The sequence below is a fragment of the Legionella gresilensis genome, from assembly GCF_900639865.1.
Lineage (GTDB): Bacteria > Pseudomonadota > Gammaproteobacteria > Legionellales > Legionellaceae > Legionella_C > Legionella_C gresilensis.
Map to the genome: position 1 here is coordinate 164,653 of NZ_CAAAHX010000004.1, position 22,463 is coordinate 187,115.

Sequence of the window (22,463 nt, forward strand, 5' to 3'; positions counted from 1 at the left end):
TTAAAATAAACGAGTTCGACATAAAATATTTTACGTCGAATTCCGTTATTACATGAGCATTAATTTTGCGCCTAAGAATATCATCAAGCTACCGCTTCCAAATTCAAGTCGACGCCAGACAGTTTCCTTAGTCAAAATTTCAGAAAAAAATTGTGTCACAAGTGTTAGCAACACCAGCCAAAGAAAGCTGGAGGTAATAACACCTAAGAAAAAGGCATTTTGATGTCCCGGAAATTGGCTACTGCTACCACCAATTATAATGAGCGTATCAATAATGGCATGTGGGTTAAGTAAACTAAACCCTACGGCAAGCAAAATAATTTGTAACCGATTATTATGCGTTTCCTTTAGCTTAGTATTCTCAGATGATTTTTTCAGCGATTTATTTAAAGCACTAATACCATAATAGAAAAGAAAAAGTGCGCCTGCCCAGGTAATCCATGTTTTTAAAGACGGATGAAGATTAAGTAATTGGTGTAAGCCTGCCACACTTGCAGATGCCAGAATAATATCGCATATCCAACAAACAGCCGCGGATAACACTGCATATTGACGTAGCGCACCTTGGCGAATTAAAAAGATATTTTGAGGGCCAAGGGCTGTAACGAGAGATAAGCCTAACGCTAAACCACTAAGATAAACTAACATAGTTTTAGCCCTCTTTAAAAAAACAGGCTTCTATTATCGCCTAAATTTAATTATTATTAAAATTAATAATTTTAATAATTGATAAATTTTATTTATGAAAATAGATTATCGTGCCTTATGTGCATTAGATACAGTCATTCAAACTCAAAGCTTTGCAACGGCGGCCAAACAATTATTTATAACGCAACCGGCCGTGAGCCAACGTATAAAACAGCTGGAAAATCAGTTTGGGCAGCCTCTACTTATAAGATCATTACCTTATACTGCAACTCCGTTAGGAGAAAAGTTATTAAGTTTATTGCGGCGTACAAGACTGCTTGAAGAGCATTTATTGCAAGAATTAAATCTTGATACACCAAGTCGGTTATCAATTGCTTTGAATCGAGACAGCTTAGAGACATGGTTTATGAAGGCGCTACCTAAAATAAATAGTTTAAACGCTGTAAATATTGACATTATTACTGATGATCAAGAATTAACTATTGATTATTTGCGTAAGGGTATTGTTTCTTCATGTTTAACCAGTTATGCCAAGCCTTTACCTGGTTGCGAATGTGAGCTCTTAGGGCATATGGATTATTTACTAGTAGCTTCTCCTAATTTTATTAAGCGATATTTTAAAAAACATCTTTCTATACCGGAAAATATGATGTTGGCGCCTATTTTAGTTTTTGATAGTCGGGATAAATTACATGAACATTACTTTCAACATTTTTTTAAAATTTCTTTTAATCCAAAACGCTATCATATGGTGCCATCTGTAGAAGGATTTAAGCAATTTGCCTTACAAGGTTACGGTTTTGGCTTAATTCCCAGGCTCGATATTATAGAAGAGTTAGAACAAAATAAGCTTATTGAAATTAATCCTGGTAAGCGCTGGCTTATGCCTCTTTACTGGCACTATTGGCAAGTATCCGCTCACCAGTATCAAAAATTTATTCAAGAAATAGCCAGTGAGGCAAAATTATACCTTATTTAACTTATTAAAATCGTCTTTAATTTAGTCCACATATAATTTAAGATTACCTGCTTTTGGTTTAACCACTTGAGCAAGTATGTTTTTTCACCCCCAATACTTTAAAGGTTGAATGATCGATAATAGAAGTTTCTATAAAAAATTATAAAGAAATAGAATTCCATGAAAACTAGATTGCAAGTTATGGCTTCTGAAGTATAAAATGCCTGATTATTTTGAGCATTCATGAAGTCAGTAGTCTGTTAATTAAGGAGGGAGCGTGCGCTCTTTGTTGAAAAGTAAGGCAATATTGCTTTTTGTTTTTGGCATAACTAATTTGTTTAATGTATACGCAGATACAATAAATAAAAATGAAGCTAATACTGCCAATACAGCCAATGTGACTAATACAGCTAAACCAGCTGTTCCAAAAAATAGTACAGGCTCAACAAATGCGGCAAGTACTGCAACTAATCTTAACGCCACGAATAAGGCAGGAACTTCTAATACGTCATCAGGTACAGGGAATGCTGCGGGTACTACTAATACAACTAATACTGCGAATCAAACAGGAACATCTAACCAAGCGAATGTTACAACACCGATTACAAATGATCCTAAAGAAATACCTAATACTGGTACTGCTAATCAAGCACCAAAAGTAATTGAACCTTATCTTCAAGAGATTTATCCCACGTATCCACCTACTAAACCGGCTACAGGCGTGCAAGAAACTTTAATAAAGCGTGGCGAATATCTTGCTAAAATGGGCGATTGTATTGCTTGTCATACAGACGTTAAAGGCGGAACACCTGCTTATGCAGGCGGATTACCGATAGCCACGCCATTTGGTACATTTTATAGCCCTAATATTACCCCAGACAAAGAAACTGGCATTGGTAATTGGACTGAAGCAGATTTTATTAGAGCTTTAAAAGACGGCCGTGATCCACATGGTAGAAATTATTTTCCTGTCTTTCCTTATGTCTATTTTTCCAAAATCACAGATGACGATGCACGTGCATTGTACGCTTACTTTATGAGTATTCCTCCTGTTAAGCAAAAAAATAAATCACTTCCTTTCCCTTTTAACATACCTGGCGCAAGGTTTGCTCTCTGGGGATGGAATCTCTTATTTTTCTTTCCTGAAGAAAATGAATTTGTTTATGAAGAGGATAAATCACCGGCGTGGAATCGAGGCAAATACATTGTAGATACACTTGGCCATTGTAGTATGTGCCATACGCCACTTAATATATTTGGCGCCCCGAAGCAGCGCTATTATCTAACAGGAGGTTTCATTGATGGTTATTGGGCACCTAATATTACAGCTGCTGGATTAGAGTCTGCAAGCCATCATGAAGTCGCTGATGTCTTTAAGAAAAGTGAATTGATTAATCAAGCAGGTCCTGTTGCAGGACCAATGGCTGAAGTAAATCATAACAGCCTTAGTAATCTAACTAATGAAGATAGATTGGCTATTGCTACTTATTTAAAAACGGTTGTTAGTGAAGAGCGCTTAGGCGTGGCTGCCTCGGAAAAACAACCCACGTTAAAGCGCGGCAAGCAAGTTTATATTAACGCCTGTATTGTTTGTCATCAGAAAGGGATGATGGGTGCACCTATCATTGGTAATGGTGCAAATTGGTTTAATCGCTTAAAAGATAGTGGGTTAACCGGGCTTTATCGTCATGCGATATATGGTTATAACAGCATGCCTGTAAAAGGGGCCTGCGTAACCTGTTCAGATAATGATATTATTTCAGCGACAGATTATATTTTAAACAGCTCACTATCGCGCTCTCAGTGGCGTGATTTACAATCAGGCGGCTCGAAAAAGTACCCTTCTAATGGAAAATTAGTTTATAACGAAAATTGTAGTGTATGCCATAACGAAGGAAAAAATGGCGCACCTAAACTTGGTGATAAAGCAATATGGGGACCATTAATTGCTAAAAATATGGATGTTTTAATTGAAGATACTATTCACGGTGAATACCATCCTAAAAATGGTGGCTGCAAAGTCTGTTCAACCGATGAGATTATCGAAGCTATCAAGTATATGGTAAGCCAGTCAAAAACTGAGGGTAATTACAGTTTATGGTAGGATTTTAAGTTAAGTGGATAACAATTTGATTTAAACGTTAAGCCATAACTGCAGTTAGATTATGGCTCATGAAAAGGTGAGGATGGGGATGCTAAATAGGTTTCAGGTAAGTAAAGTGCTTACCTTTTTGGCTGGATTAATAATCAGCTCAGAGGCAATGGCCAGAGATGAGTGGCAGCTAAATATGTACAGAGGTGTTACTCCATTAAGTAACGACATGTATAATTTACATAATATTGCCATGATTGTTTGCTCAATTATTGGAATAATTGTTTTTAGCGTCATGATTTACTCTCTTATTTATCATCGAAAGTCTAGAGGTCATGCGCCAGCCACGTTTATACACAATAGTCGTTTAGAAATTTTTTGGTCTATCGTTCCCTTTCTCATTTTAGTTGGTTTAGCAATTCCAGCAACGAGTATTCTCCTAAATCTTGAAGATACGGCAGAAGCTGATGTTACAATTAAAATTGTAGGTTACCAGTGGAAATGGCAATACCAATATTTAGATCAAGGAATTAGTTTTTTTAGTAATCTAGCGACACCATTTAATCAAATTGAAAATAAAGATAAAAAAGGGCAATGGTATTTGTTGGAAGTAGACAAACCTTTAGTCTTGCCTGTAAATAAAAAAATTCGCTTTTTAGTAACGTCTAATGATGTTATTCATTCTTGGTGGGTACCTAAGTTAGGTGTAAAGCGTGATGCAATGCCTGGTTTCATGTATGAAGCGTGGGCGAGAATTGAAAAACCTGGTGTTTATCGAGGCCAATGTACCGAATTATGTGGGATAGGCCATGCTTATATGCCAATTGTAGTACAAGCTGTTAATGATGAAGACTTTACAAAATGGGTTAATCAACAACCTAAAGTTACTGATCAGTATTCTAGTACAGCTACTAATACGCAGGTACAAAAAAATATGACTAGCGAAGAACTTATGGCAGCTGGTAAAGCTAAATATGAGCAGGTTTGCGTAGCTTGCCATAAGGCAGATGGAACAGGAATGCCTCCGGTTTTTCCGCCTTTAAAAGGTAGTTCAGTTGCGGTAGGTAAGCCAATTTCAAGGCATATAGAAATTGTTTTAAATGGTGTCCCTGGCACAGCAATGCAGGCATTTAAAGATCAGTTAACTGACGAAGAGATCGCTGCCATTGTAACGTATGAGCGTAATGCATGGGAAAATAACACAGGTGATGTTATTCAACCTGCTGATGTTTTAAATGTGCGGCAAGGTAATAGTCAAGAACCTAAAATGGTAAATAAAGCTCAAGCTGGAGGTTTACGATGAGTGAAGTAATAACCCACGACGTTGATGATCATCATGATCATGGGCCTGAGCAAGGCAGAGGTATCTTAGGATTTGCAAAGCGTTGGCTGTTTACAACTAACCATAAAGATATCGGTACCCTTTATTTATGGCTTGCTATGATTAGCTTTTTTGTTGCAGGTGCCATGGCACTTGTAATTCGTGCCGAATTATTTCAGCCTGGACATCGATTTGTTGATCCAAACTTTTACAATCAGATGGTTACTCTCCATGGTTTGATGATGCTATTTGGTGTTGTTATGCCAGCTTTTACAGGTATGGCTAACTGGCAAATTCCCATGATGATTGGCGCGCCGGATATGGCATTACCTCGCTTAAATAATTGGAGCTTTTGGTTATTACCTTTTGCATTTGCTTTATTAGGATCCACTGTATTTCATAGCGGAGGTGGGCCCAATTTTGGCTGGACAATGTATGCGCCGTTATCTACTAAATTTGCTCCGCCCAGTACTGACTTTATGATTTTTGCCATTCATATGATGGGTCTTTCCTCTATTATGGGGTCAATAAATATTATTGCGACTATTTTAAATATGCGCGCACCTGGCATGACTTTAATGAAAATGCCAATGTTTGTTTGGACTTGGTTGATCACAGCTTTTCTCCTTATTGCCATTATGCCAGTGTTAGCAGGGGCTGTAACCATGATGCTAGCTGATAGACATTTCGGCACTAGCTTTTTTGAAGCAGCAGGTGGTGGAGATCCTATTCTCTTTCAACATATTTTTTGGTTTTTTGGTCATCCAGAAGTGTATGTTTTGGTATTGCCCGCCTTTGGTGTGATCTCAGAAATAATTCCTACTTTTAGCCGTAAACCCTTATTTGGTTATCATTTTATGGTTTACGCAACGGTTGCTATTGCTGGTTTATCGTTTATCGTTTGGGCACACCATATGTTTACAACCGGTATTGCGTTAGGTGCAGAGTTATTTTTTATGTATGCTACGATGTTAATTTCTGTACCTACAGGCATTAAAGTGTTTAACTGGGTAAGCACGATGTTTAAAGGTGCTATGACTTTTGAAACGCCTATGCTCTTTGCCGTTGCTTTTGTGTTTTTATTTACTATAGGTGGTTTTACCGGTTTAATGTTGGCTCTTGTTCCAGCTGACTATCAGTATCAAGATACTTATTTTGTCGTTGGCCACTTTCATTATGTATTAGTTCCTGGTGTCATCTTTGCACTTCTTGGCGCGACTTATTATTGGCTACCGAAATGGACGGGCCATATGTACAATGAGCGATTAGGTAAGTGGCATTTTTGGCTATCTGTGATTTCTGTTAATGTTGCTTTCTTTCCAATGCATTTTCTAGGATTGGCAGGTATGCCCAGACGTATTCCTGATTATGCTTTGCAGTTTACAAACTTTAATATGATTTCATCGATAGGTGCCTTTGTTTTTGGATTTGCTCAATTACTATTTCTCTATAATGTTATTAGAACAGTCCGTAGGGGACATAAAGTAACTAATCAAGTTTGGGAAGGGGCGCAAGGCTTAGAGTGGACCTTATCTTCGCCGCCTCCTTATCATAGTTTTACGATACCTCCCAAAATTGATTAACAAGAGGATATCCTTTAATTGCTTTGCTACTTATAAAGAAAGTTAATAGAAAGTAGTTACGTAGAGGAATAAGTTAGTGGTAAAACGTCATACGCGATTAACGATCATTTTAAGTCTTATTACGCTTGGCATGTTTGCTTTTGGTTTTGCATTAGTGCCAATCTATAATCGCTTATGCCAGACCTTAGGAATTAACGGTAAAGTTAATAGTCAAGTAGAGGCATATGAGGCTACTGATAAAACGATTGATAAAAATAGAGAGATAACTGTTGAGTTTGTAGCTACGAACAATGGTAGTGTGCCGTGGGCTTTTTATCCAAAAACAAAAAAGATTAAAGTGCATCCAGGTGAAATTGCCAAGCTTGCCTTTTATGCTGAGAATCAAAGTAATTTTCGTATGACAGTCCAAGCAATACCGAGTGTAACCCCAGGGATTGCGGCTAAATATTTAAAGAAAACAGAGTGCTTTTGCTTTACTCAACAAACTTTAAATGGACATGAAGCAATGAATATGCCTTTGTTGTTTCATTTAGATACTGATTTACCAGAAAAGGTAAAAACAATAACCTTATCCTACACTTTATACGACGTTACCAACCGGGTAATTAATTAAATAAAGTTTAAGTTAAAAAGATAGAGATAACAGGAGAATTAATTTATGGGAGCGCATGGCACCTATTACATTCCCAAACCAAGTCATTGGCCCTTAGTAGGCTCTATAGGGCTTACAACAACATTAGTAGGCGCAGCATCATGGTTACATCATGATTGGTATGGGCCTTATATTTTTACCTTAGGTTTTGCAATACTTATTTTTATGATGGTTGGTTGGTTTGGCCAAGTCATTTATGAAAATCAAAAAGGATTATATGACTCGCAAGTTGATCACTCATTTCGCTGGGGAATGACTTGGTTTATTTTTTCAGAAGTTTGTTTTTTTGGCGCTTTTTTTGGTGCTCTCTTTTATACCCGTTATTGGGTTGTACCTATGTTAGGTGGGGAAATACACCCGATAACCCACTATACATTGTGGCCAGATTTCAAAGCGACTTGGCCTTTGCTTATGAACCCAAATAATCAAATTTTTGCTGGCGCCAATGAGGCAATGGGTGCTTGGGGATTAGCAGCGATAAATACGTTAATTCTTTTAACCTCAGGCGCTACCATTACCTGGGCACATTGGGCTTTAAAATTAAATAAAAGAAAGCAACTTATCGTTGGTATGGCATTGACAATTGCGCTAGGTATTTTGTTTTTAACATTACAATCTTATGAATACCATGAAGCTTACACAGAAATGTATTTAACTCTAGATGCTGGTATTTATGGTACGACCTTTTTTATGCTTACAGGATTTCATGGCCTCCACGTGACTATTGGTACTATTATGCTGATAGTGATCCTCATACGTTGTATAAAAGGACACTTCACTCCGGAACGTCATTTCGCGTTTGAAGCGGTGGCTTGGTATTGGCATTTTGTCGATGTGGTGTGGTTATTCTTGTTTGTGTTCGTCTATTGGCTATAAAGTAACCGTTTAGCCCTGTTCAACGAACAGCTGTATTTAACTCATCTTGCGAGAAAAACAGGCAAAAAACTGCTAACATAGATCGCTCTACTGCGTTTTTTACTGGTTTTTCTCTCAATCTGTTCTCAAGTCAGACAGTTCACTAATAATTAGAATTTCCCGTGAACACTTACGTATGTAATAGATCTCTTAATGGCGGCAATTTAAGAACTGCCCTGTCCTTTCCTCGTAGGTGGAAATCCATTTCTATGCTGGCATAGCGCTAATATAAGGATAGATTTCTGCCTTCGCGGAAATGACAAAATCCTTAAGTTGTCATTGTTACCTGATCTATTACTTAGGTATAGAAATAATATTTTATATTTGTAGTACTTTAGCCTCGTTTACCAAATATCATAAAGAAATTAATTTGACAAAAAGATAGATCATATTTTTGGATTCGAACTAATTTTAACTAATAATTTGCTCAATCACCGTTTCTAATTCTTGTAACGAATTGTAGTGAATCACTAAGGAACCCTTACCAGCTTTACTATGTTTAACATTTATTTGTGTATTTAAGTGCTCTTTTAATTTTTCTAGATGAGAATAAATTAATGAAAATTGCGGCAAAGATTCACGACTGTTAGGTTGTGGTAATTTATCAGCCTCTTCTTTGAGTCGGTTTACCAACTGTTCTGTTTCTCTTACTGAAAGATTTTTAGCAATAATAATGTTAGCAACCTGTACTTGCTTTTCTTCATCAAGAATAAGTAGAGCTCGCGCGTGCCCCATGTCTAAATCACCATTATCGAGTAACTTCGTCACTTCAGGCGAAAGTGTTAACAGACGCAGAAAATTACTAACTGCAGCTCTGGACTTAGATAATAAATCAGCAATTTGCTGGTGAGTTAAGCCAAACTCTTCAATTAATCTTGCCATTGCTCGGGCTTGATCTAAAGGACTTAAATTCTCGCGCTGCAAATTTTCGACCAAAGCCATGGCTATAGCAGTTTCATCATCTACTTGTTTGATAATAACTGGCACTTCAGTTAAGCCGGCTAATTGGCAAGCGCGCCAGCGACGCTCTCCAGCAATAATTTCATAGGCTCCATTAACAAGAGAACGGGCAAGAATAGGCTGTAGTAAACCTTGTTGCTTAATAGAACTGGCTAATTCATGCAATGTTAAATCATCTATTGCCGAACGCGGTTGATATTTACCAGGCTGTAGGCGATCAAGCGCTAATTTAACTATTATTTCATGTGTGCTTGTATTGGAAATAAGATTGGGCGCGGGTGTACTAAGTAAAGCTGATAAATTACGCCCTAAACCTCCTCGTTTGCTAGACATAAATTACCTCTTAAATTGTAACAGATTGTTTTTTGATAACTTCAATGGCAAGCACCATGTACGCTTTAGCCCCAGAAGACGTTTTATCATATTGTATCGCAGGCATGCCGTGACTAGGTGCTTCTGCTAAGCGAACATTACGAGGGATAACCGTACGATATATTTTATCACCAAAGTGTTGTATTAATTGTTTAGAAACTTCTGAACATAGGCGATTTCGAGCGTCATGCATTGTTCGCAGAATACCTTCTAATTGTAAGCGTGGATTTACCGAGCTTTTAACTTGTTCAATAGTAGATAATAAAGCTGCTAAACCTTCAAGCGCGTAGTACTCACATTGCATCGGAATAATTACTGAATCTGAAGCAACAAGTGCATTAATAGTAAGAGTGTTTAAAGCAGGAGGACAATCAATCAATATAAAGTCATAGGAAGTATGGATTGATTGTAATGCTTTTAAAAGGAATGTTTCTCGATGGTTTCGTTCCATTAAACTAACTTCAGCTACAGTCAAATCACCATTAGCTGGAATTAAATCAAAGCCGCATACCGTCGTAAGACATGCTTGTTCTGCTAAACAATCACGTAAAATAACATCATTACAGGTATGCACAAGGGTATTTTTATCAACGCCAACACCCATTGTGGCATTTCCTTGCGGATCTAAATCAACAAGCAGCACTCGCTGGCGATTTGCAGCAATAGAGGCAGCTAAGTTGATAGCGGTTGTGGTTTTACCTACACCACCTTTTTGGTTGGCAATTGCTATAACTTTCGCCATATTTTTATTCCTTGGTTTTATTATTCTTTATAATTACGCAGCAGCGTTCACCTTCTAAGCCTGGTATGCTATATGCTTTAACTTGATAAGGAAAGCTAATCCCTTGTAATTCATCTTCTGGATAACGTCCTTTCATGGCGAGCCATATTCCAGCAGGCGCAACTAATTGTTGCGTCCAGGTTATCATTTGAGCAAGGTTACTAAAAGCTCGGCTCATCACTGTATCAAAACCTGGCGTTGGGCGATACATTTCAACCCGAGATTGTTCAACTATAACATTATCAAGTTGCAATACTCGTTTTGCCTCTTGCATAAAACGAACTTTTTTACCATTACTATCTAAAAGTACAATTTCTAAGCTAGGGTCAGCAATGGCTAAGGGAATTCCTGGCAGACCTGCTCCCGCTCCTACATCAATTATTCGTTTCCCGTAAATCCAGGGCAAGATGACAAGGCTATCTAACAAATGCTTAATGACCATATCATCTAGATTACGCACTGCAGTCAAATTATAAGTGCGATTCCATTTTGATAAAAGCAGAAGATACTGAATTAATAAATCAGGATTGATATTTAAATTTAACTGCTTTAATCCCGATTTTAATAATTGTTCTGCTGCATTATCTTGTGAACTCATGCTGGCGCCTTATGCTTTTTAAGATAAATGAGCAATAAAGATAAAGCAGCGGGAGTTACACCAGAAATACGACCGGCCTGTGCAATGGTTATAGGTCTGATTTGACTTAATTTTTGTACTATCTCAGCTGATAAGCCTGAGACTTCGGCATAGTTAAAATCAGCAGGAATCGCTGTTGCTTCATGTTTACGTAAACGATCAATATCCATCTGCTGACGTTCAATATAACCGGCGTATTTACTTTGTATATTTAATTGTTCAGCTACCTCGTCAGCAAGAACAGGTAACTGAAAGCTATCTATAGATTGTAATTGTTGATAATTTATTTCAGGCCGTTTAATTAAATCTGACATACGGCAATCATGCTGTAACGGTGTACTAATGATAGGCGCAAGAACGGCATTATCATTAACGCGTGCCCAAGTATTAAAGAGTTTGTCTTGGCCTGTTTTAATTGCTTCTTGTTTAATATTAAACGCTTGCCAACGTGCTTCGCTTACTATGCCTAATTCATAGCCTTTTGCTGTTAAACGTTGATCAGCATTATCTTCACGTAATAATAAGCGATACTCAGCTCGAGAGGTAAACATACGATAGGGTTCTTGTGTACCGCAAGTAATTAAATCATCAATTAATACGCCTATATAAGCTTCATCACGACGTGGAGACCATAATGGTTTTCCTTGTACTAATAAAGCGGCATTTAAACCAGCAATAATACCTTGCGCGGCTGCCTCTTCATAACCCGTAGTACCATTAATTTGACCTGCAAAGAACAAATTTTTTATAGGTTTTGTTTGTAGAAAGGATGTCAAACCACGAGGATCAAAATAATCATATTCAATGGCATAACCTGGGCGGGTAATATGCGCGTTTTCAAATCCTTTAATTGTACGTACGAATTGGAGTTGTACTTCATAAGGTAAGCTTGTTGAAATACCATTGGGATAAATTTCAGACGTAGTTAAGCCTTCGGGCTCAACAAAAATTTGATGAGAGAGTTTATCAGCAAAGCGAACAATTTTATCTTCAATAGAAGGACAATAGCGTGGTCCAATGCCTTCAATAATGCCAGCATACATCGGTGATTGATGTAAATTTTCTAGAATAATTTCATGGGTTTCTGCCGTTGTCTGCGTAATATGACATGGAACTTGCTGCGGATGTAAAGTTACATTGCCTAAATAAGAAAAGACAGGGGTAGGCATATCACCTGGTTGCACCGTCATTTTAGAATAATCAAGGCTACGTCCATCAATACGAGGAGGGGTTCCCGTTTTTAATCGTCCTACTGGTAAATTTAAATCTCGTAACTTTTGTGCTAGCGCATTGGCAGGAGGATCACCCGCGCGTCCACCAGCGTATTGCCGCATCCCTACATGAATTTTACCGCCTAAAAAAGTACCTACTGTAAGGACAATAGCGCGCGCATAAATTGTTAACCCCATTTGAGTTACCACGCCTGTTACTGTGTCACCACTAATAATTAAATCATCGACTGCTTGTTGAAATAGAGTGAGATTAGGTTCTGCTTGTAAGTACTGGCGAATTGCTTGCCGATAAAGAACTCGATCTGCTTGAGCACGCGTAGCACGGACTGCAGGGCCCTTTGAAGCATTAAGAATTCTAAATTGAATACCTGCTTGATCAGCCGCTAAGGCCATCACACCATCTAGTGCATCAATTTCTTTAACTAAATGCCCTTTTCCAATGCCGCCAATGGCAGGATTACATGACATCTGACCTAATAAGTCGAGATTATGCGTGAGTAAGAGTGTATCAGCACCAAGACGTGCGGCTGCAAGTGCCGCTTCCGTACCAGCATGACCTCCACCGATAATGATTATATCGTAAGTTTTTTTCAGATTCATGATTTAAAATTAGGCAACAAAAGAGGTAATTATACACATTTTAAAAAGGAAAAGTAATTGAAGAATACAAAAGTTAGATGCCTGTTAAGGCATCTAAGTAAAAATAATAACTATAAAATATTACAAGGTTTACATTTAGATTCATGTGCATGTTCTTCATTATGCTCATGCTTTTTATGCCCTAGATGACTCAGTTTTTCTTTAAAGCGAGCAAACGTGCTATGACGATTATTACTAACTTTAGGTAGTTCAGCTGTGTGTACTGTTTCTGGTTTATCTTCTCTAATTTCTTGCTGTTTAATATTACTAGTATTTACATAAGATGAAGTTGTCTGATGTTGTTTGTTAACAGCTTCTGCCATAACACTAGCTGTTTGGAACTGAGAATAAAGTATGCTTAAAGGATCTGCATTACTCATTACATTTGGTTTAAGTTGCTCTAAACCTGAATTAATAACAGCTCTTTCGTTACTATTAGCTAACCGTTGAGCAATTTCTGCTTCACGACCAATTAAGAAAGATGCTACCAAATGTGGATGTTTGTGAAATAAAGCTGGATTGAAATCAGAACTAGTGAATGCCTGATGTGGCTCTGAGCTTTGTAATAGGGTTAATAGTCTTTTAAGCACAAAAGCTTCGCCTAAGGCTGGTCCAAGTTTGGTTTCCGATAAGCCTGCTCGAACATTTTTATTTAATTCTTGTATTTGATTATCAGGCGTTTTAAGAACTAAGTTATAGACTAGATCTGTTAATTCTTGCTCAGTTAATTGAATTTTTAAATCCCTAAATTCATTAAATAAGTCAGCATTAAATTCATTGTCCAATAGACTATTTTGTGGGTGAGGATTTTGCTGATCAGCCATAGCTTGAATACGGTGGCGCACCTCTAGACCTCGGCTTAACACACGATGGAAAGATTCCTCAGTCTCTTGATGATGACGTAACTCTTCTGATTTTAAACTAAGAGAACGTAATTGGTTATTTGGGCACGCTAAAACCATTTTAGTAGCTACACTAATCTTATCTTGATAGCTTAATTGTTCTAAACTATCGCGATTTTCAGCCATTGTATCACTATCTTCAAATAATTCTTTGTAGGGATTAGGTAAGTTTTTTAACTCTTCTACGGTGTACTTAGGCATCTCACTCTCCTTTTTGTAGATATCCTGCTGCGATAAAATGAGATATGTTGGTAGAGTTTATTTCGATATGCTTTATTAAAGCGACCTTAATAGAACTGCTTACATATCTATTAACTTATGGCTTAATTTAGCCAAACTTCTTAGTGAAGGTTATTATAGTAACCAAATCGCTTAGAGATGCAAGTCAAGTTTTAAAAAGCTAGATAAAAAATTACTTAAGTTTTAGTCAAAACTGACGATGATAGCTATGAGTGTTGTTGCCTCAACAAGAATAAAAAGGAGAGGGCAATGTCTAAAATTAATTTGTTGCAGGATGCTTTTCTTAATGAGTTACGTAAAGAGAAAGTGCCAGTATCTATTTTTTTAGTAAATGGTATTAAATTACATGGTGTGGTAGATTCCTTTGATCAATATGTAGTTATGCTTAAGAATTCAGTAACCCAAATGGTCTATAAGCATGCAATTTCTACAGTGGTACCTGCAAAGCTAGTCAAGCTACCATTTCATGAAGAAAATGAAGCAGAACAACAGCCAGGGAATAGTTAATTTTCTTCTAGAGGGATGTAATTTTAATTAATAAACTGGCTTGTATTATTTATACATAATATGAATTTTAGTGCTAAGCTGTAATTTAGCATGATAAAATTTAATTTGTTTTAATTATAAAATAGATGAGGTATGAGTTTTGTTTGAACGTCCGCAAGGCGGTGAGCGTGCCGTTTTGGTGCAATTGGCTTTACCAGGACTAGATACTGAGCAAGCATTGTCTGAATTTAAAGAGCTCGCATTATCAGCGCAGGCTGAAATTGTTGCTTGTGTGCAAGGCGCACGCTATACGCCTGAGGCTAAATATTATGTTGGCCTTGGTAAAGCAGAAGAAATTCGTGAACAAGTTGTTATGCATAATGCAGAGCTTGTTCTAATAAATCATGATCTATCTCCTTCACAAGAGCGGAATCTTGAACGATTGTTACAATGTCGTGTGGTAAGTCGCAGTGGACTTATCCTTGATATTTTTGCTCAGCGTGCCCAAACATTTGAAGGAAAACTACAAGTTGAATTAGCACAATTACAACACTTATCAACTCGTTTAATTCGAGGTTGGACTCACCTTGAACGGCAAAAAGGCGGTATTGGTTTGCGTGGTCCTGGTGAAACTCAGCTTGAAACAGATAGGCGTTTATTACGTGAACGTATTAAGACGATTAATAAGCGATTAGAAAAAGTTCGGAAAAATCGTGATCAGAATCGGCGGGCGCGTAAAAAGGCAGCAATGCCCACGGTTTCTTTAGTTGGTTATACTAATGCTGGTAAATCAACTTTATTTAATACGCTAACTGGCGAAAATATTTATGCTGCCAATCAACTTTTTGCAACATTAGACCCTACAATGCGAAAAGTTCAGCTTTCTGGCTCTGCCTCCATCATCCTTGCTGATACAGTAGGATTTATTAGAGATTTACCTCATCAGTTAGTTGAGGCATTTCGAGCAACTCTTGAAGAAACAGAACAAGCGGATTTATTATTGCATATTATTGATATTGCCGATCCAAATTGGCGTGATACAGTTAGTGCTGTTGAAAAAGTATTAACAGAAATTGATACAGCAGATATTCCAATTATTCAAGTTTTTAATAAAATTGATCAACATGAGGGTTGGCAACCTAAAGTTGATTGGCAAAAAAATAATTGCAAAGTTTGGCTTTCAGCTAAAACAGGGGCAGGTATCAGTTTATTATTGGAAGCTATTGCAACTCAGTTACAAGGTGTTGCACTAGAAGAAGAGTTTTTTATACCTTCAAGTCAGGCTCGTCTACGTGCTCAACTTTATGAGTTAGATGCCATAGTAAATGAGACTGTAAATGAAGATGAAGATGGGTGGTATGTAACTGCTAAATTAACGCAAACACAAAAGCGTATGTTATTTGCAGATAAATATAATCTTAATTGAGCAATCTATAGCGCCACTATATGAGATTGTCTTCTATTCTTAAGGCTTAACCATGCGTTTAAAAATTTGGATTATTGGATTATTCTTGCTTAGTATTACAGCAAGTTATGCAACAGTGCTGACAACCCTTAATGGTGAAAAAATTCCTTTTACCAGTTTAAAAGGCAAATGGGTTTTAATTAATTATTGGGCAAGTTGGTGTCAACCTTGTATAGATGAAATTAAAGAGTTAAATCAGTTTTATCAAATTAACAAAGACAAAATCTACTTATTCGCTGTGAATTTTGATGAGTTATCTAAACGCGAGCAAATGGGATTAATTAAGAAATTAAATATCAATTATCCGAGCTTAGCTCATGATCCACGAGCCATGTTAAAGTTAGGTGATTTACGAGGCGTTCCTGCAACTTTTGTTTTTGACCCAGCTGGAAATTTTCGAGAAGCTTTATATGGCGGCCAGACAATAAATTCTCTAAAGAAAGCTATTGAAGGTTAACTCTAGTTCTATATGACAACTAACCTGTTAAATGATTGTCTAATTTTATTATTCTAAAACTAGGAACTGGTTATGCCGCAAATAGAAGTTAGTCAATGTTTAGACGGTGTATTAATGCGAGAAGGTGCTGGAGTGAAATTACATCGTTACATTGGTCTTGAGCAAACCAATCACTATGAGCCTATTTTATTATTTGATTTTTTTGATAGCAGTGAGCCTTTAGACTATTTAGGCGGTTTTCCAGCCCATCCTCATCGTGGTTTTGAAACAATTACTTATTTGTTGCAAGGTAACTTACTACATGAAGATAACCATGGGCATCAAGGCCTAATTGGTCCTGGTGATGTGCAATGGATGACAGCCGGCAAGGGAGTGATTCATTCTGAAATGCCTGCGCAAACTGAGGGTAAGTTAACAGGGCTACAATTATGGTTAAATCTACCTGCAGCTGTTAAAATGTCGCCGCCGCGCTATCAAGAATATGCAGCAAACCAATTACCTGTAGAGCATCACGATAATGGTGTTATAGTAAAGGTTATTGCTGGCAAAACGATAGGTGGTACTGAATCGCCTATTCAAGGTATTGCAACAGAGCCCTTGTTTCTAGATATTAAATTACCTGTTGATACCCACTTTACCACTTTTATTGCCGATACCCACCAATCTATTTTATTTAATTTAGAGGGAAGCGTAAGTATTAAAGGTAAAAATATTGAAAAAAATCAATTGGCTATTTTAAGCCCGGGTAAAAATTTAACTCTTAAGGCTGAGAAGGACGCTCATCTTTTACTTATTGCAGCTAAAAAGCTAAAGGAGCCTATTGCTCGCTTGGGACCTTTTGTAATGAATACTCACGAAGAAATTATGCAAGCAATAGATGACTTTCGTAATCAACGTTTTTAATTTATTTCTTCAAGATGACTTTTTTTAAGTCCACTCTATATTTGTTCTAAAAATAACCGTAAAGTATAATTTTTAAATAAAATTATCTTGGCTCTGCCAAGTAAATGATGTATAATCGCTGTGCACACAGAGCTGCTAATCGTCATTATTAAGGTTTAAATCCTCTGCAGCTTCATCTATTACGGTTAAATCTATATGAGAGTGTCATGGCGATAACATTAATATTTTATATCATTTTGCTGCTGAGTTTAGTTTGTGTTATAGGCATGTTTTATAAGTTAAAACAGCAGAGCTCTATAAACTTATCAATTTTGGATTATATCAAATTAATTGGTAGTGGTATTATCGCTTTTATTGCTGATACTTTAGGAATAGGTAGTTTTGCTGTTAATGTTGCCTTAGCTAAGTTATTAAATACATTTCCTGATGATCAATTGCCAGCTGTAAATAATGGCGCTCAAGTTATCCCCGGCGTTATTGAATCATTTTTCTTTATGAAACTTATTGATGTCGACTTAAATACGCTATTGACCTTGGTTATTGGTGCTTGTATTGGTGGCTTAATTGGCGGCACTATCGTTAGCCGATTAAGTAAGCAAGCAATACGTTTAGGCATGATGTGTTGCTTTGCTGTTATCATTGCTTTACTTATTTGTCATCAATTACGTATTATGCCTATTGGTGGTGATCTAGTAGCATTACATGGTTGGAAACTAATAATAGCGTTTATTGCTATGGTAATTTGCGGTGGTCTAACATCAGTTGGCATAGGTCTATTTGTCATGGTGCAAGGTATTTTATTTTTGCTAAATGTGTCCCCGCTAGTGGCTTTTCCAATCATGACGACTGCTGGCGCTATGCAGCAGCCTCTTACTACACTTGTATTTTTACAACAAAATAAAATTCCTTTAAAGAAGACATTAATTTTAAGCATCGCAGGATGTGTTGGCGTTTTACTAACGCTACAAATATTTACGCATTTAACTGTCACTTGGTTACACTCCCTTTTACTTTGCATCATGATCTATAATTTATATGCAATTAGCAGAACTTATTTTTATAATAAATCTTTGCAGGCTGAAGCTAAAGCAACCATGCCTTTGACAGTAGTGGATTAATTTTAACAATATATATTGTTGACCTTAGTCAAAAAAGCTCTTATCGTCTTTGTGAGTTACTTGACTAAAGTGCAAATTTCTTATACTAAAATTTAGTGCTTAGAGCAAAATTATTTTACATTAGATCTCTTTTCAGCCGAGAGTGCTCATCTGTGGTAGTGTAGAAGGAGGTCTATTTTAAGGACAAGTAGCGAGCTTATAATTAACGTGAGTTCGACATATAAGAGACGTAGGCTCTTTTATGTCGCTAGACGAACGTTATCCTGTAAAATGCGAAGCATTTATACTGGATCCAGATTAAATGTAAATAAACTCGACATAGAATATAGCAAATATATTTTATGTCGAATTCACGTTAATTAACCTTTGTATTTAGTGATTTAAGGATGATCCATGAAAAAAATAATAATGTTTTGCTTCAGTTTGCTATTAACTTTAAATACTTATGCATTTAATAATCGCTTTGATACTATGGTAATTTTTGGTGATAGCTTGTCAGATAATGGTAATTTATATAATTACATGTGGCATTATTTACCTTGGTCACCACCTTATTATTTAGGTCGTTTTAGTGATGGGCCTATATGGACCGAATATCTTTATGCCGATCTTTTTCCTGCAAATTATACAGAAGGCTTTCAAGATTATGCCGTAGGAGGAGCGGGGGCTGTACTCTCTTATAAAGAAAATTTACCCTTTACACTTGCGGCAGAATTAAACAATTACTTTTATTGGCATACCTATGGTAGAAAAGATACTACGTTATATACTATTTGGATTGGCGCTAATAATTATATTAATGAACCAACGAACGTCGAAGATTTAACAACCGGTGTTGTCAATGCAATTGGTAATGCTGTAGACCGGCTCATTGCTAAAGGTGGCAATAAATTTGTGCTAATTAATCTCCCAGATTTAGCTCGTTTGCCTCATGCTAAAAATTCCTCGAGACAATGGCTATTGACTTACTTAGCTGAAACTCATAATCGTAAATTAACGGCTCGCATTGACGAATTAAAATTAAAGTATCCTGACGTTTTATTCCTTTATTTTGATGCTTATAATTTTTTTAATCAATCTATTGATCATTCCGAAGATTACGGCTTTATAAACACAGATGAGCCTTGTTATTTAGGAAGTTATACAGGTTGGCTAACTACTTTAAAACCAAATGATGAAACCTTGTTTGCAAGTTTAAAAGCACGTTCACCTAAATTAACGGAAACAGAATGGTTATTAATAAAAGATAATCCTCAATTATATGAGGCAGCTTTAACCAGTTATTTGTATAATTTGTTACCTGCAAATGAAAAAGAAGAAATGCAATGTGGAAGTTATGTTTTTTGGGATCAAGTTCATCCCACAACAGCTGTTCATAAAATAATAGCCGAGCAAGTGAGAATATTAATTGATAAGGCAGGTTTACAACCTGTATTACCCGAGTAAAAAATCAAGAAAGGTTTATTGATGACAGATGATTTTATAAGTAAATCGCAGCGGAAAAGAGAAGCGCATGCGCTACAGGATATGGGTAAGGAATTAATGTCTTTACCTGCAGCCAAATTGGCTGTTCTTCCCTTACCGGATAATTTACGTAAAGCAATAATGGATGCGAAATCGATTAAAAGCCATGGCGCTTTAAAGCGACAAACACAGCTTATTGGTAAGATAATGCGCTCTGTAGATAGTGAGGCAATAATGGCAGCCTATTCAGAAATAAAGGCAGAGGAAAGTGCTAAAACTTCTGCATTTCATGAATTAGAACAATGGCGAGATCGTTTAATTGGTGAGGGTAAGTCTGCACTTACTGAATTTATTAATGCCTATCCTAATGCAGATGCGCAATCTTTACGCCAATCAATTAAAAAAGCCATGGATGAAAAAATAAAGGGTCAACCTAAGGGAGCAAGCAAGGCATTATTTCGTTTGTTAAGGTCTTATCTACAATGAATTATTCTTTATTTATTAGTTGTGCAAAAGGTTTAGAATATCTGCTTGAAGCGGAATTAAAAACAATTGGATTACAAGTTACGCGTATCAGTCCTCAGGGTGTTTATGGGGAAGCAAATGAGGCTATGATTTACCAAATATGTTTATGGTCGCGTCTTGCAAATCGAGTTCAGTTGATATTATTTAGTGGCCAAGTTTTTGAAGAGCAAAGTTTATACAAACTTTGTCATCAATTTCCTTGGCAAACAGTTTTTACTGCTGATAAAACATTGGCCATTGAGTTTCATGGTACCTCAACACATATTCGTAATTCTATGTATGGCGCTCAAGTCATTAAAGATGCGATTGTTGATCATTTTCGCAAATTAAGTGGACAGCGTCCTACTGTTGATAAAGATAAACCACAAATTCGTCTACATGCTCATTTAAAAAATAATGTATTAACCGTAAGTTTTGACCTAACAGGCTACAGTCTTCACCAGCGTGGGTATCGCTTGCAATCAGGGGAGGCACCATTAAAAGAAACGTTAGCTGCTGCCCTATTATTGCGTGCTAATTGGCCACAGTTAGCAGATAAGGGTTATGCTTTTCATGATCCTTTCTGTGGTTCAGGCACTTTAGTTATTGAAGCTGCAATGATGGCTGGTCATATTGCGCCAGGATTATTGCGTCAAGATCAATCATTAATTTATTGGGTCAAGCATCAACCTACTTTATGGGAAAAATTGCGTGCCCATGCCCTTACTCAAGTCAAGCCCGCTAAATTTAAATTAAAGGGAACGGATACTAATCCTAAGCTAATTGCTCATGCAAAAGCTAATGCAGAGCGAGCCGGTGTATTGCCTCTAGTCTCTTTTACCCAACAGGCAATTAAAGATTGTCGTGCAGAAAGTGCACATGGATTGCTCATTTGTAATCCTCCTTATGGAGAACGTTTAGCGGATGCTACACAACTTATTCCTTTGTATCAACAAATAGGTACAACAGCTTATAGCGCTTTTCAGGGTTGGCAAATGGCCTTCTTAACTTCTAATCCCATGTTAGCTAAAGCGGTAGGATTACGTGCTGTCAAGCAATATACTTTTTTTAATGGGCCTTTAGAATGTAAATTATATTGTTTAAGTTTAAATACAGAAAATCGCTTAAAAAATAATGCTAATGTAGCTACTCTTTCAAGTGGCGCTCAAATGCTTATCAATCGTTTACAGAAAAATTACCAGCATCTCAAAAAGTGGGCAAAGCGTGAGCAAGTTAGCTGTTACCGCGTTTATGATGCTGATCTTCCTGAATATGCATATGCTATAGATGTCTATAATGACTACGCTGTTTTACAAGAGTATGCAGCCCCCACAACTATTGCGCCTCATAAAGCAGAAAAGAGAAGCTTAGAAGTTATGCAAGTTGTGCCAAAGGCGTTAGGAATTACTGCCGATAAATTAGTCGTTAAGCAACGCAAGCAGCAGAAGGGAACAAATCAGTATCAGAAAATAAACCAAACAAAGCGAACAATCGTTGTGAATGAAGGAGGAGCAAAATTTAAAGTTAACCTTTATGACTATTTAGATACCGGCCTCTTCTTAGATCATCGTTTATTACGCTTAAAGTTTGCTACCCTAGCTAAAGGGGTACGTTTTTTGAATTGCTTTTGTTACACCGCTACGGCTAGCATTCATGCAGCCCTAGCGGGTGCTCTAACAACCAACGTTGATCTTTCAAGAACATATCTTAACTGGGCCCAAGAAAATTTTAAATTAAATAATTTAGATTTGACTCAACATCATTTTATTCAAGCCGATTGCTTAACATGGCTAAAAATAACTCGTGATAAATTTGATGTTATTTTCCTTGACCCCCCTAGTTTTTCTAATTCCAAACGCATGACGACTACCTTAGATATTCAACGAGATCAAGAGACATTAATTGATAGTGCAATGCGCTTGCTTGCGCCTGATGGCAGCTTATATTTTTCAACTAATTTTCGCCAATTTAAATTGCTTCCTGCCATTAATGAAAAATATAAAGTGCAAAATATTACTGCAGAGACACTTGATCTAGATTTTAAGCGTAATAAACGTATTCATCATTGTTTTTTAATTAAACGTTTAGAATCTTAGATTAGGTTCATCGTAGTTAAGGTTAATTAGAGTTATGA

At 36.8% G+C, this 22,463-nt stretch carries 20 protein-coding genes; 14 read left to right on the forward strand and 6 right to left on the reverse strand.

The features are described from left to right. Positions 1-48: 48 nt before the first annotated feature. A complete protein-coding gene (locus E1P04_RS06080) occupies positions 49-648 on the reverse strand; it encodes a LysE/ArgO family amino acid transporter (protein WP_131782029.1) in 600 nt (199 codons plus the stop codon). 94 nt (positions 649-742) lie between these two features. Between E1P04_RS06080 and E1P04_RS06085 the strand changes: the two genes are divergently transcribed. The 6 genes from E1P04_RS06085 to E1P04_RS06110 all read left to right on the forward strand — a co-directional run bounded on the left by E1P04_RS06085 (position 743) and on the right by E1P04_RS06110 (position 8,130). Beyond that, positions 743-1,627 carry an ArgP/LysG family DNA-binding transcriptional regulator gene (locus E1P04_RS06085; RefSeq protein ID WP_131782030.1) on the forward strand — a complete coding sequence of 295 codons (885 nt, stop codon included), beginning with the start codon at positions 743-745 and terminating at the stop codon, positions 1,625-1,627. A gap of 640 nt (positions 1,628-2,267) precedes the next feature. Further along, positions 2,268-3,710 carry a c-type cytochrome gene (locus E1P04_RS06090; protein ID WP_242604400.1) on the forward strand — a complete coding sequence of 481 codons (1,443 nt, stop codon included), beginning with the start codon at positions 2,268-2,270 and terminating at the stop codon, positions 3,708-3,710. Between the two features lie 88 nt (positions 3,711-3,798). Beyond that, entirely contained in the window at positions 3,799-5,001 is a 1,203-nt protein-coding gene (gene coxB, locus E1P04_RS06095) for a cytochrome c oxidase subunit II (RefSeq protein WP_131782031.1), read from the forward strand. Continuing rightward, positions 4,998-6,602 (forward strand): cytochrome c oxidase subunit I, encoded by a 1,605-nt coding sequence (gene ctaD, locus E1P04_RS06100; protein WP_131782032.1) that lies wholly within the window; start codon positions 4,998-5,000, stop codon positions 6,600-6,602. The genes coxB and ctaD overlap by 4 nt, the downstream gene beginning before the upstream one ends. 76 nt (positions 6,603-6,678) lie before the next feature. Then, a complete protein-coding gene (locus E1P04_RS06105; RefSeq protein WP_131782033.1) occupies positions 6,679-7,215 on the forward strand; it encodes a cytochrome c oxidase assembly protein in 537 nt (178 codons plus the stop codon). Between the two features lie 45 nt (positions 7,216-7,260). After that, the gene (locus E1P04_RS06110) at positions 7,261-8,130 is read left to right on the forward strand and encodes a cytochrome c oxidase subunit 3 (protein WP_131782034.1); all 870 of its coding nucleotides are present in this window, start codon (positions 7,261-7,263) and stop codon (positions 8,128-8,130) included. A 450-nt stretch (positions 8,131-8,580) separates the two neighbouring features. Here the strand turns inward: E1P04_RS06110 and E1P04_RS06115 are convergent, their stop codons facing one another. The 5 genes from E1P04_RS06115 to E1P04_RS06135 form a co-directional block, all read right to left on the reverse strand. Next, the gene (locus E1P04_RS06115; RefSeq protein ID WP_131782035.1) at positions 8,581-9,462 is read right to left on the reverse strand and encodes a ParB/RepB/Spo0J family partition protein; all 882 of its coding nucleotides are present in this window, start codon (positions 9,460-9,462) and stop codon (positions 8,581-8,583) included. Positions 9,463-9,472: 10 nt separating this feature from the next. After that, positions 9,473-10,243, reverse strand: a complete 771-nt coding sequence (locus E1P04_RS06120) for a ParA family protein (protein WP_131782036.1) — start codon at positions 10,241-10,243, stop codon at positions 9,473-9,475. Between the two features lie 4 nt (positions 10,244-10,247). Continuing rightward, positions 10,248-10,880, reverse strand: a complete 633-nt coding sequence (rsmG, locus tag E1P04_RS06125) for a 16S rRNA (guanine(527)-N(7))-methyltransferase RsmG (RefSeq protein WP_131782037.1) — start codon at positions 10,878-10,880, stop codon at positions 10,248-10,250. Beyond that, on the reverse strand, positions 10,877-12,751 hold the full coding sequence (gene mnmG, locus E1P04_RS06130) for a tRNA uridine-5-carboxymethylaminomethyl(34) synthesis enzyme MnmG (RefSeq protein WP_131782038.1): 1,875 nt from the start codon (positions 12,749-12,751) through the stop codon (positions 10,877-10,879). The genes rsmG and mnmG overlap by 4 nt, the downstream gene beginning before the upstream one ends. Positions 12,752-12,861: 110 nt before the next feature. Next, on the reverse strand, positions 12,862-13,893 hold the full coding sequence (locus E1P04_RS06135) for a hypothetical protein (protein WP_131782039.1): 1,032 nt from the start codon (positions 13,891-13,893) through the stop codon (positions 12,862-12,864). Positions 13,894-14,181: 288 nt separating this feature from the next. Between E1P04_RS06135 and hfq the strand changes: the two genes are divergently transcribed. The 8 genes from hfq to rlmKL all read left to right on the forward strand — a co-directional run bounded on the left by hfq (position 14,182) and on the right by rlmKL (position 22,425). Further along, positions 14,182-14,439: an RNA chaperone Hfq gene (hfq, locus tag E1P04_RS06140; protein ID WP_131782040.1), complete on the forward strand. Its 258-nt coding sequence runs from the start codon at positions 14,182-14,184 to the stop codon at positions 14,437-14,439. A 139-nt stretch (positions 14,440-14,578) separates the two neighbouring features. Further along, a complete protein-coding gene (gene hflX, locus E1P04_RS06145) occupies positions 14,579-15,844 on the forward strand; it encodes a ribosome rescue GTPase HflX (RefSeq protein WP_131782041.1) in 1,266 nt (421 codons plus the stop codon). A 52-nt stretch (positions 15,845-15,896) separates the two neighbouring features. After that, positions 15,897-16,340: a TlpA family protein disulfide reductase gene (locus E1P04_RS06150; protein ID WP_131782042.1), complete on the forward strand. Its 444-nt coding sequence runs from the start codon at positions 15,897-15,899 to the stop codon at positions 16,338-16,340. A 72-nt stretch (positions 16,341-16,412) separates the two neighbouring features. Further along, positions 16,413-17,243, forward strand: a complete 831-nt coding sequence (locus tag E1P04_RS06155) for a pirin family protein (protein ID WP_131782043.1) — start codon at positions 16,413-16,415, stop codon at positions 17,241-17,243. A 206-nt stretch (positions 17,244-17,449) separates the two neighbouring features. Next, positions 17,450-18,361: a sulfite exporter TauE/SafE family protein gene (locus E1P04_RS06160; protein WP_131782044.1), complete on the forward strand. Its 912-nt coding sequence runs from the start codon at positions 17,450-17,452 to the stop codon at positions 18,359-18,361. A gap of 393 nt (positions 18,362-18,754) precedes the next feature. Continuing rightward, positions 18,755-19,807 (forward strand): SGNH/GDSL hydrolase family protein, encoded by a 1,053-nt coding sequence (locus E1P04_RS06165; protein ID WP_131782045.1) that lies wholly within the window; start codon positions 18,755-18,757, stop codon positions 19,805-19,807. 21 nt (positions 19,808-19,828) lie between these two features. Next, positions 19,829-20,311 carry a ribosome biogenesis factor YjgA gene (gene yjgA, locus E1P04_RS06170; protein ID WP_131782046.1) on the forward strand — a complete coding sequence of 161 codons (483 nt, stop codon included), beginning with the start codon at positions 19,829-19,831 and terminating at the stop codon, positions 20,309-20,311. Next, entirely contained in the window at positions 20,308-22,425 is a 2,118-nt protein-coding gene (gene rlmKL, locus E1P04_RS06175; protein ID WP_131782047.1) for a bifunctional 23S rRNA (guanine(2069)-N(7))-methyltransferase RlmK/23S rRNA (guanine(2445)-N(2))-methyltransferase RlmL, read from the forward strand. Before yjgA ends, rlmKL begins: the two co-directional genes overlap by 4 nt. The last annotated feature ends 38 nt before the right edge of the window (positions 22,426-22,463 follow it).

Coding starts and splice junctions, on each gene's coding strand:
- E1P04_RS06080 (WP_131782029.1), bottom strand. CDS start 648: ATGTTAGTTTATCTTAGTGGTTTAGCGTTAGGCTTATCTCTCGTTACA.
- E1P04_RS06085 (WP_131782030.1), top strand. CDS start 743: ATGAAAATAGATTATCGTGCCTTATGTGCATTAGATACAGTCATTCAA.
- coxB (WP_131782031.1), top strand. CDS start 3,799: ATGCTAAATAGGTTTCAGGTAAGTAAAGTGCTTACCTTTTTGGCTGGA.
- ctaD (WP_131782032.1), top strand. CDS start 4,998: ATGAGTGAAGTAATAACCCACGACGTTGATGATCATCATGATCATGGG.
- E1P04_RS06110 (WP_131782034.1), top strand. CDS start 7,261: ATGGGAGCGCATGGCACCTATTACATTCCCAAACCAAGTCATTGGCCC.
- E1P04_RS06115 (WP_131782035.1), bottom strand. CDS start 9,462: ATGTCTAGCAAACGAGGAGGTTTAGGGCGTAATTTATCAGCTTTACTT.
- E1P04_RS06120 (WP_131782036.1), bottom strand. CDS start 10,243: ATGGCGAAAGTTATAGCAATTGCCAACCAAAAAGGTGGTGTAGGTAAA.
- rsmG (WP_131782037.1), bottom strand. CDS start 10,880: ATGAGTTCACAAGATAATGCAGCAGAACAATTATTAAAATCGGGATTA.
- mnmG (WP_131782038.1), bottom strand. CDS start 12,751: ATGAATCTGAAAAAAACTTACGATATAATCATTATCGGTGGAGGTCAT.
- E1P04_RS06135 (WP_131782039.1), bottom strand. CDS start 13,893: ATGCCTAAGTACACCGTAGAAGAGTTAAAAAACTTACCTAATCCCTAC.
- hfq (WP_131782040.1), top strand. CDS start 14,182: ATGTCTAAAATTAATTTGTTGCAGGATGCTTTTCTTAATGAGTTACGT.
- E1P04_RS06150 (WP_131782042.1), top strand. CDS start 15,897: ATGCGTTTAAAAATTTGGATTATTGGATTATTCTTGCTTAGTATTACA.
- E1P04_RS06155 (WP_131782043.1), top strand. CDS start 16,413: ATGCCGCAAATAGAAGTTAGTCAATGTTTAGACGGTGTATTAATGCGA.
- E1P04_RS06160 (WP_131782044.1), top strand. CDS start 17,450: ATGGCGATAACATTAATATTTTATATCATTTTGCTGCTGAGTTTAGTT.
- E1P04_RS06165 (WP_131782045.1), top strand. CDS start 18,755: ATGAAAAAAATAATAATGTTTTGCTTCAGTTTGCTATTAACTTTAAAT.
- yjgA (WP_131782046.1), top strand. CDS start 19,829: ATGACAGATGATTTTATAAGTAAATCGCAGCGGAAAAGAGAAGCGCAT.
- rlmKL (WP_131782047.1), top strand. CDS start 20,308: ATGAATTATTCTTTATTTATTAGTTGTGCAAAAGGTTTAGAATATCTG.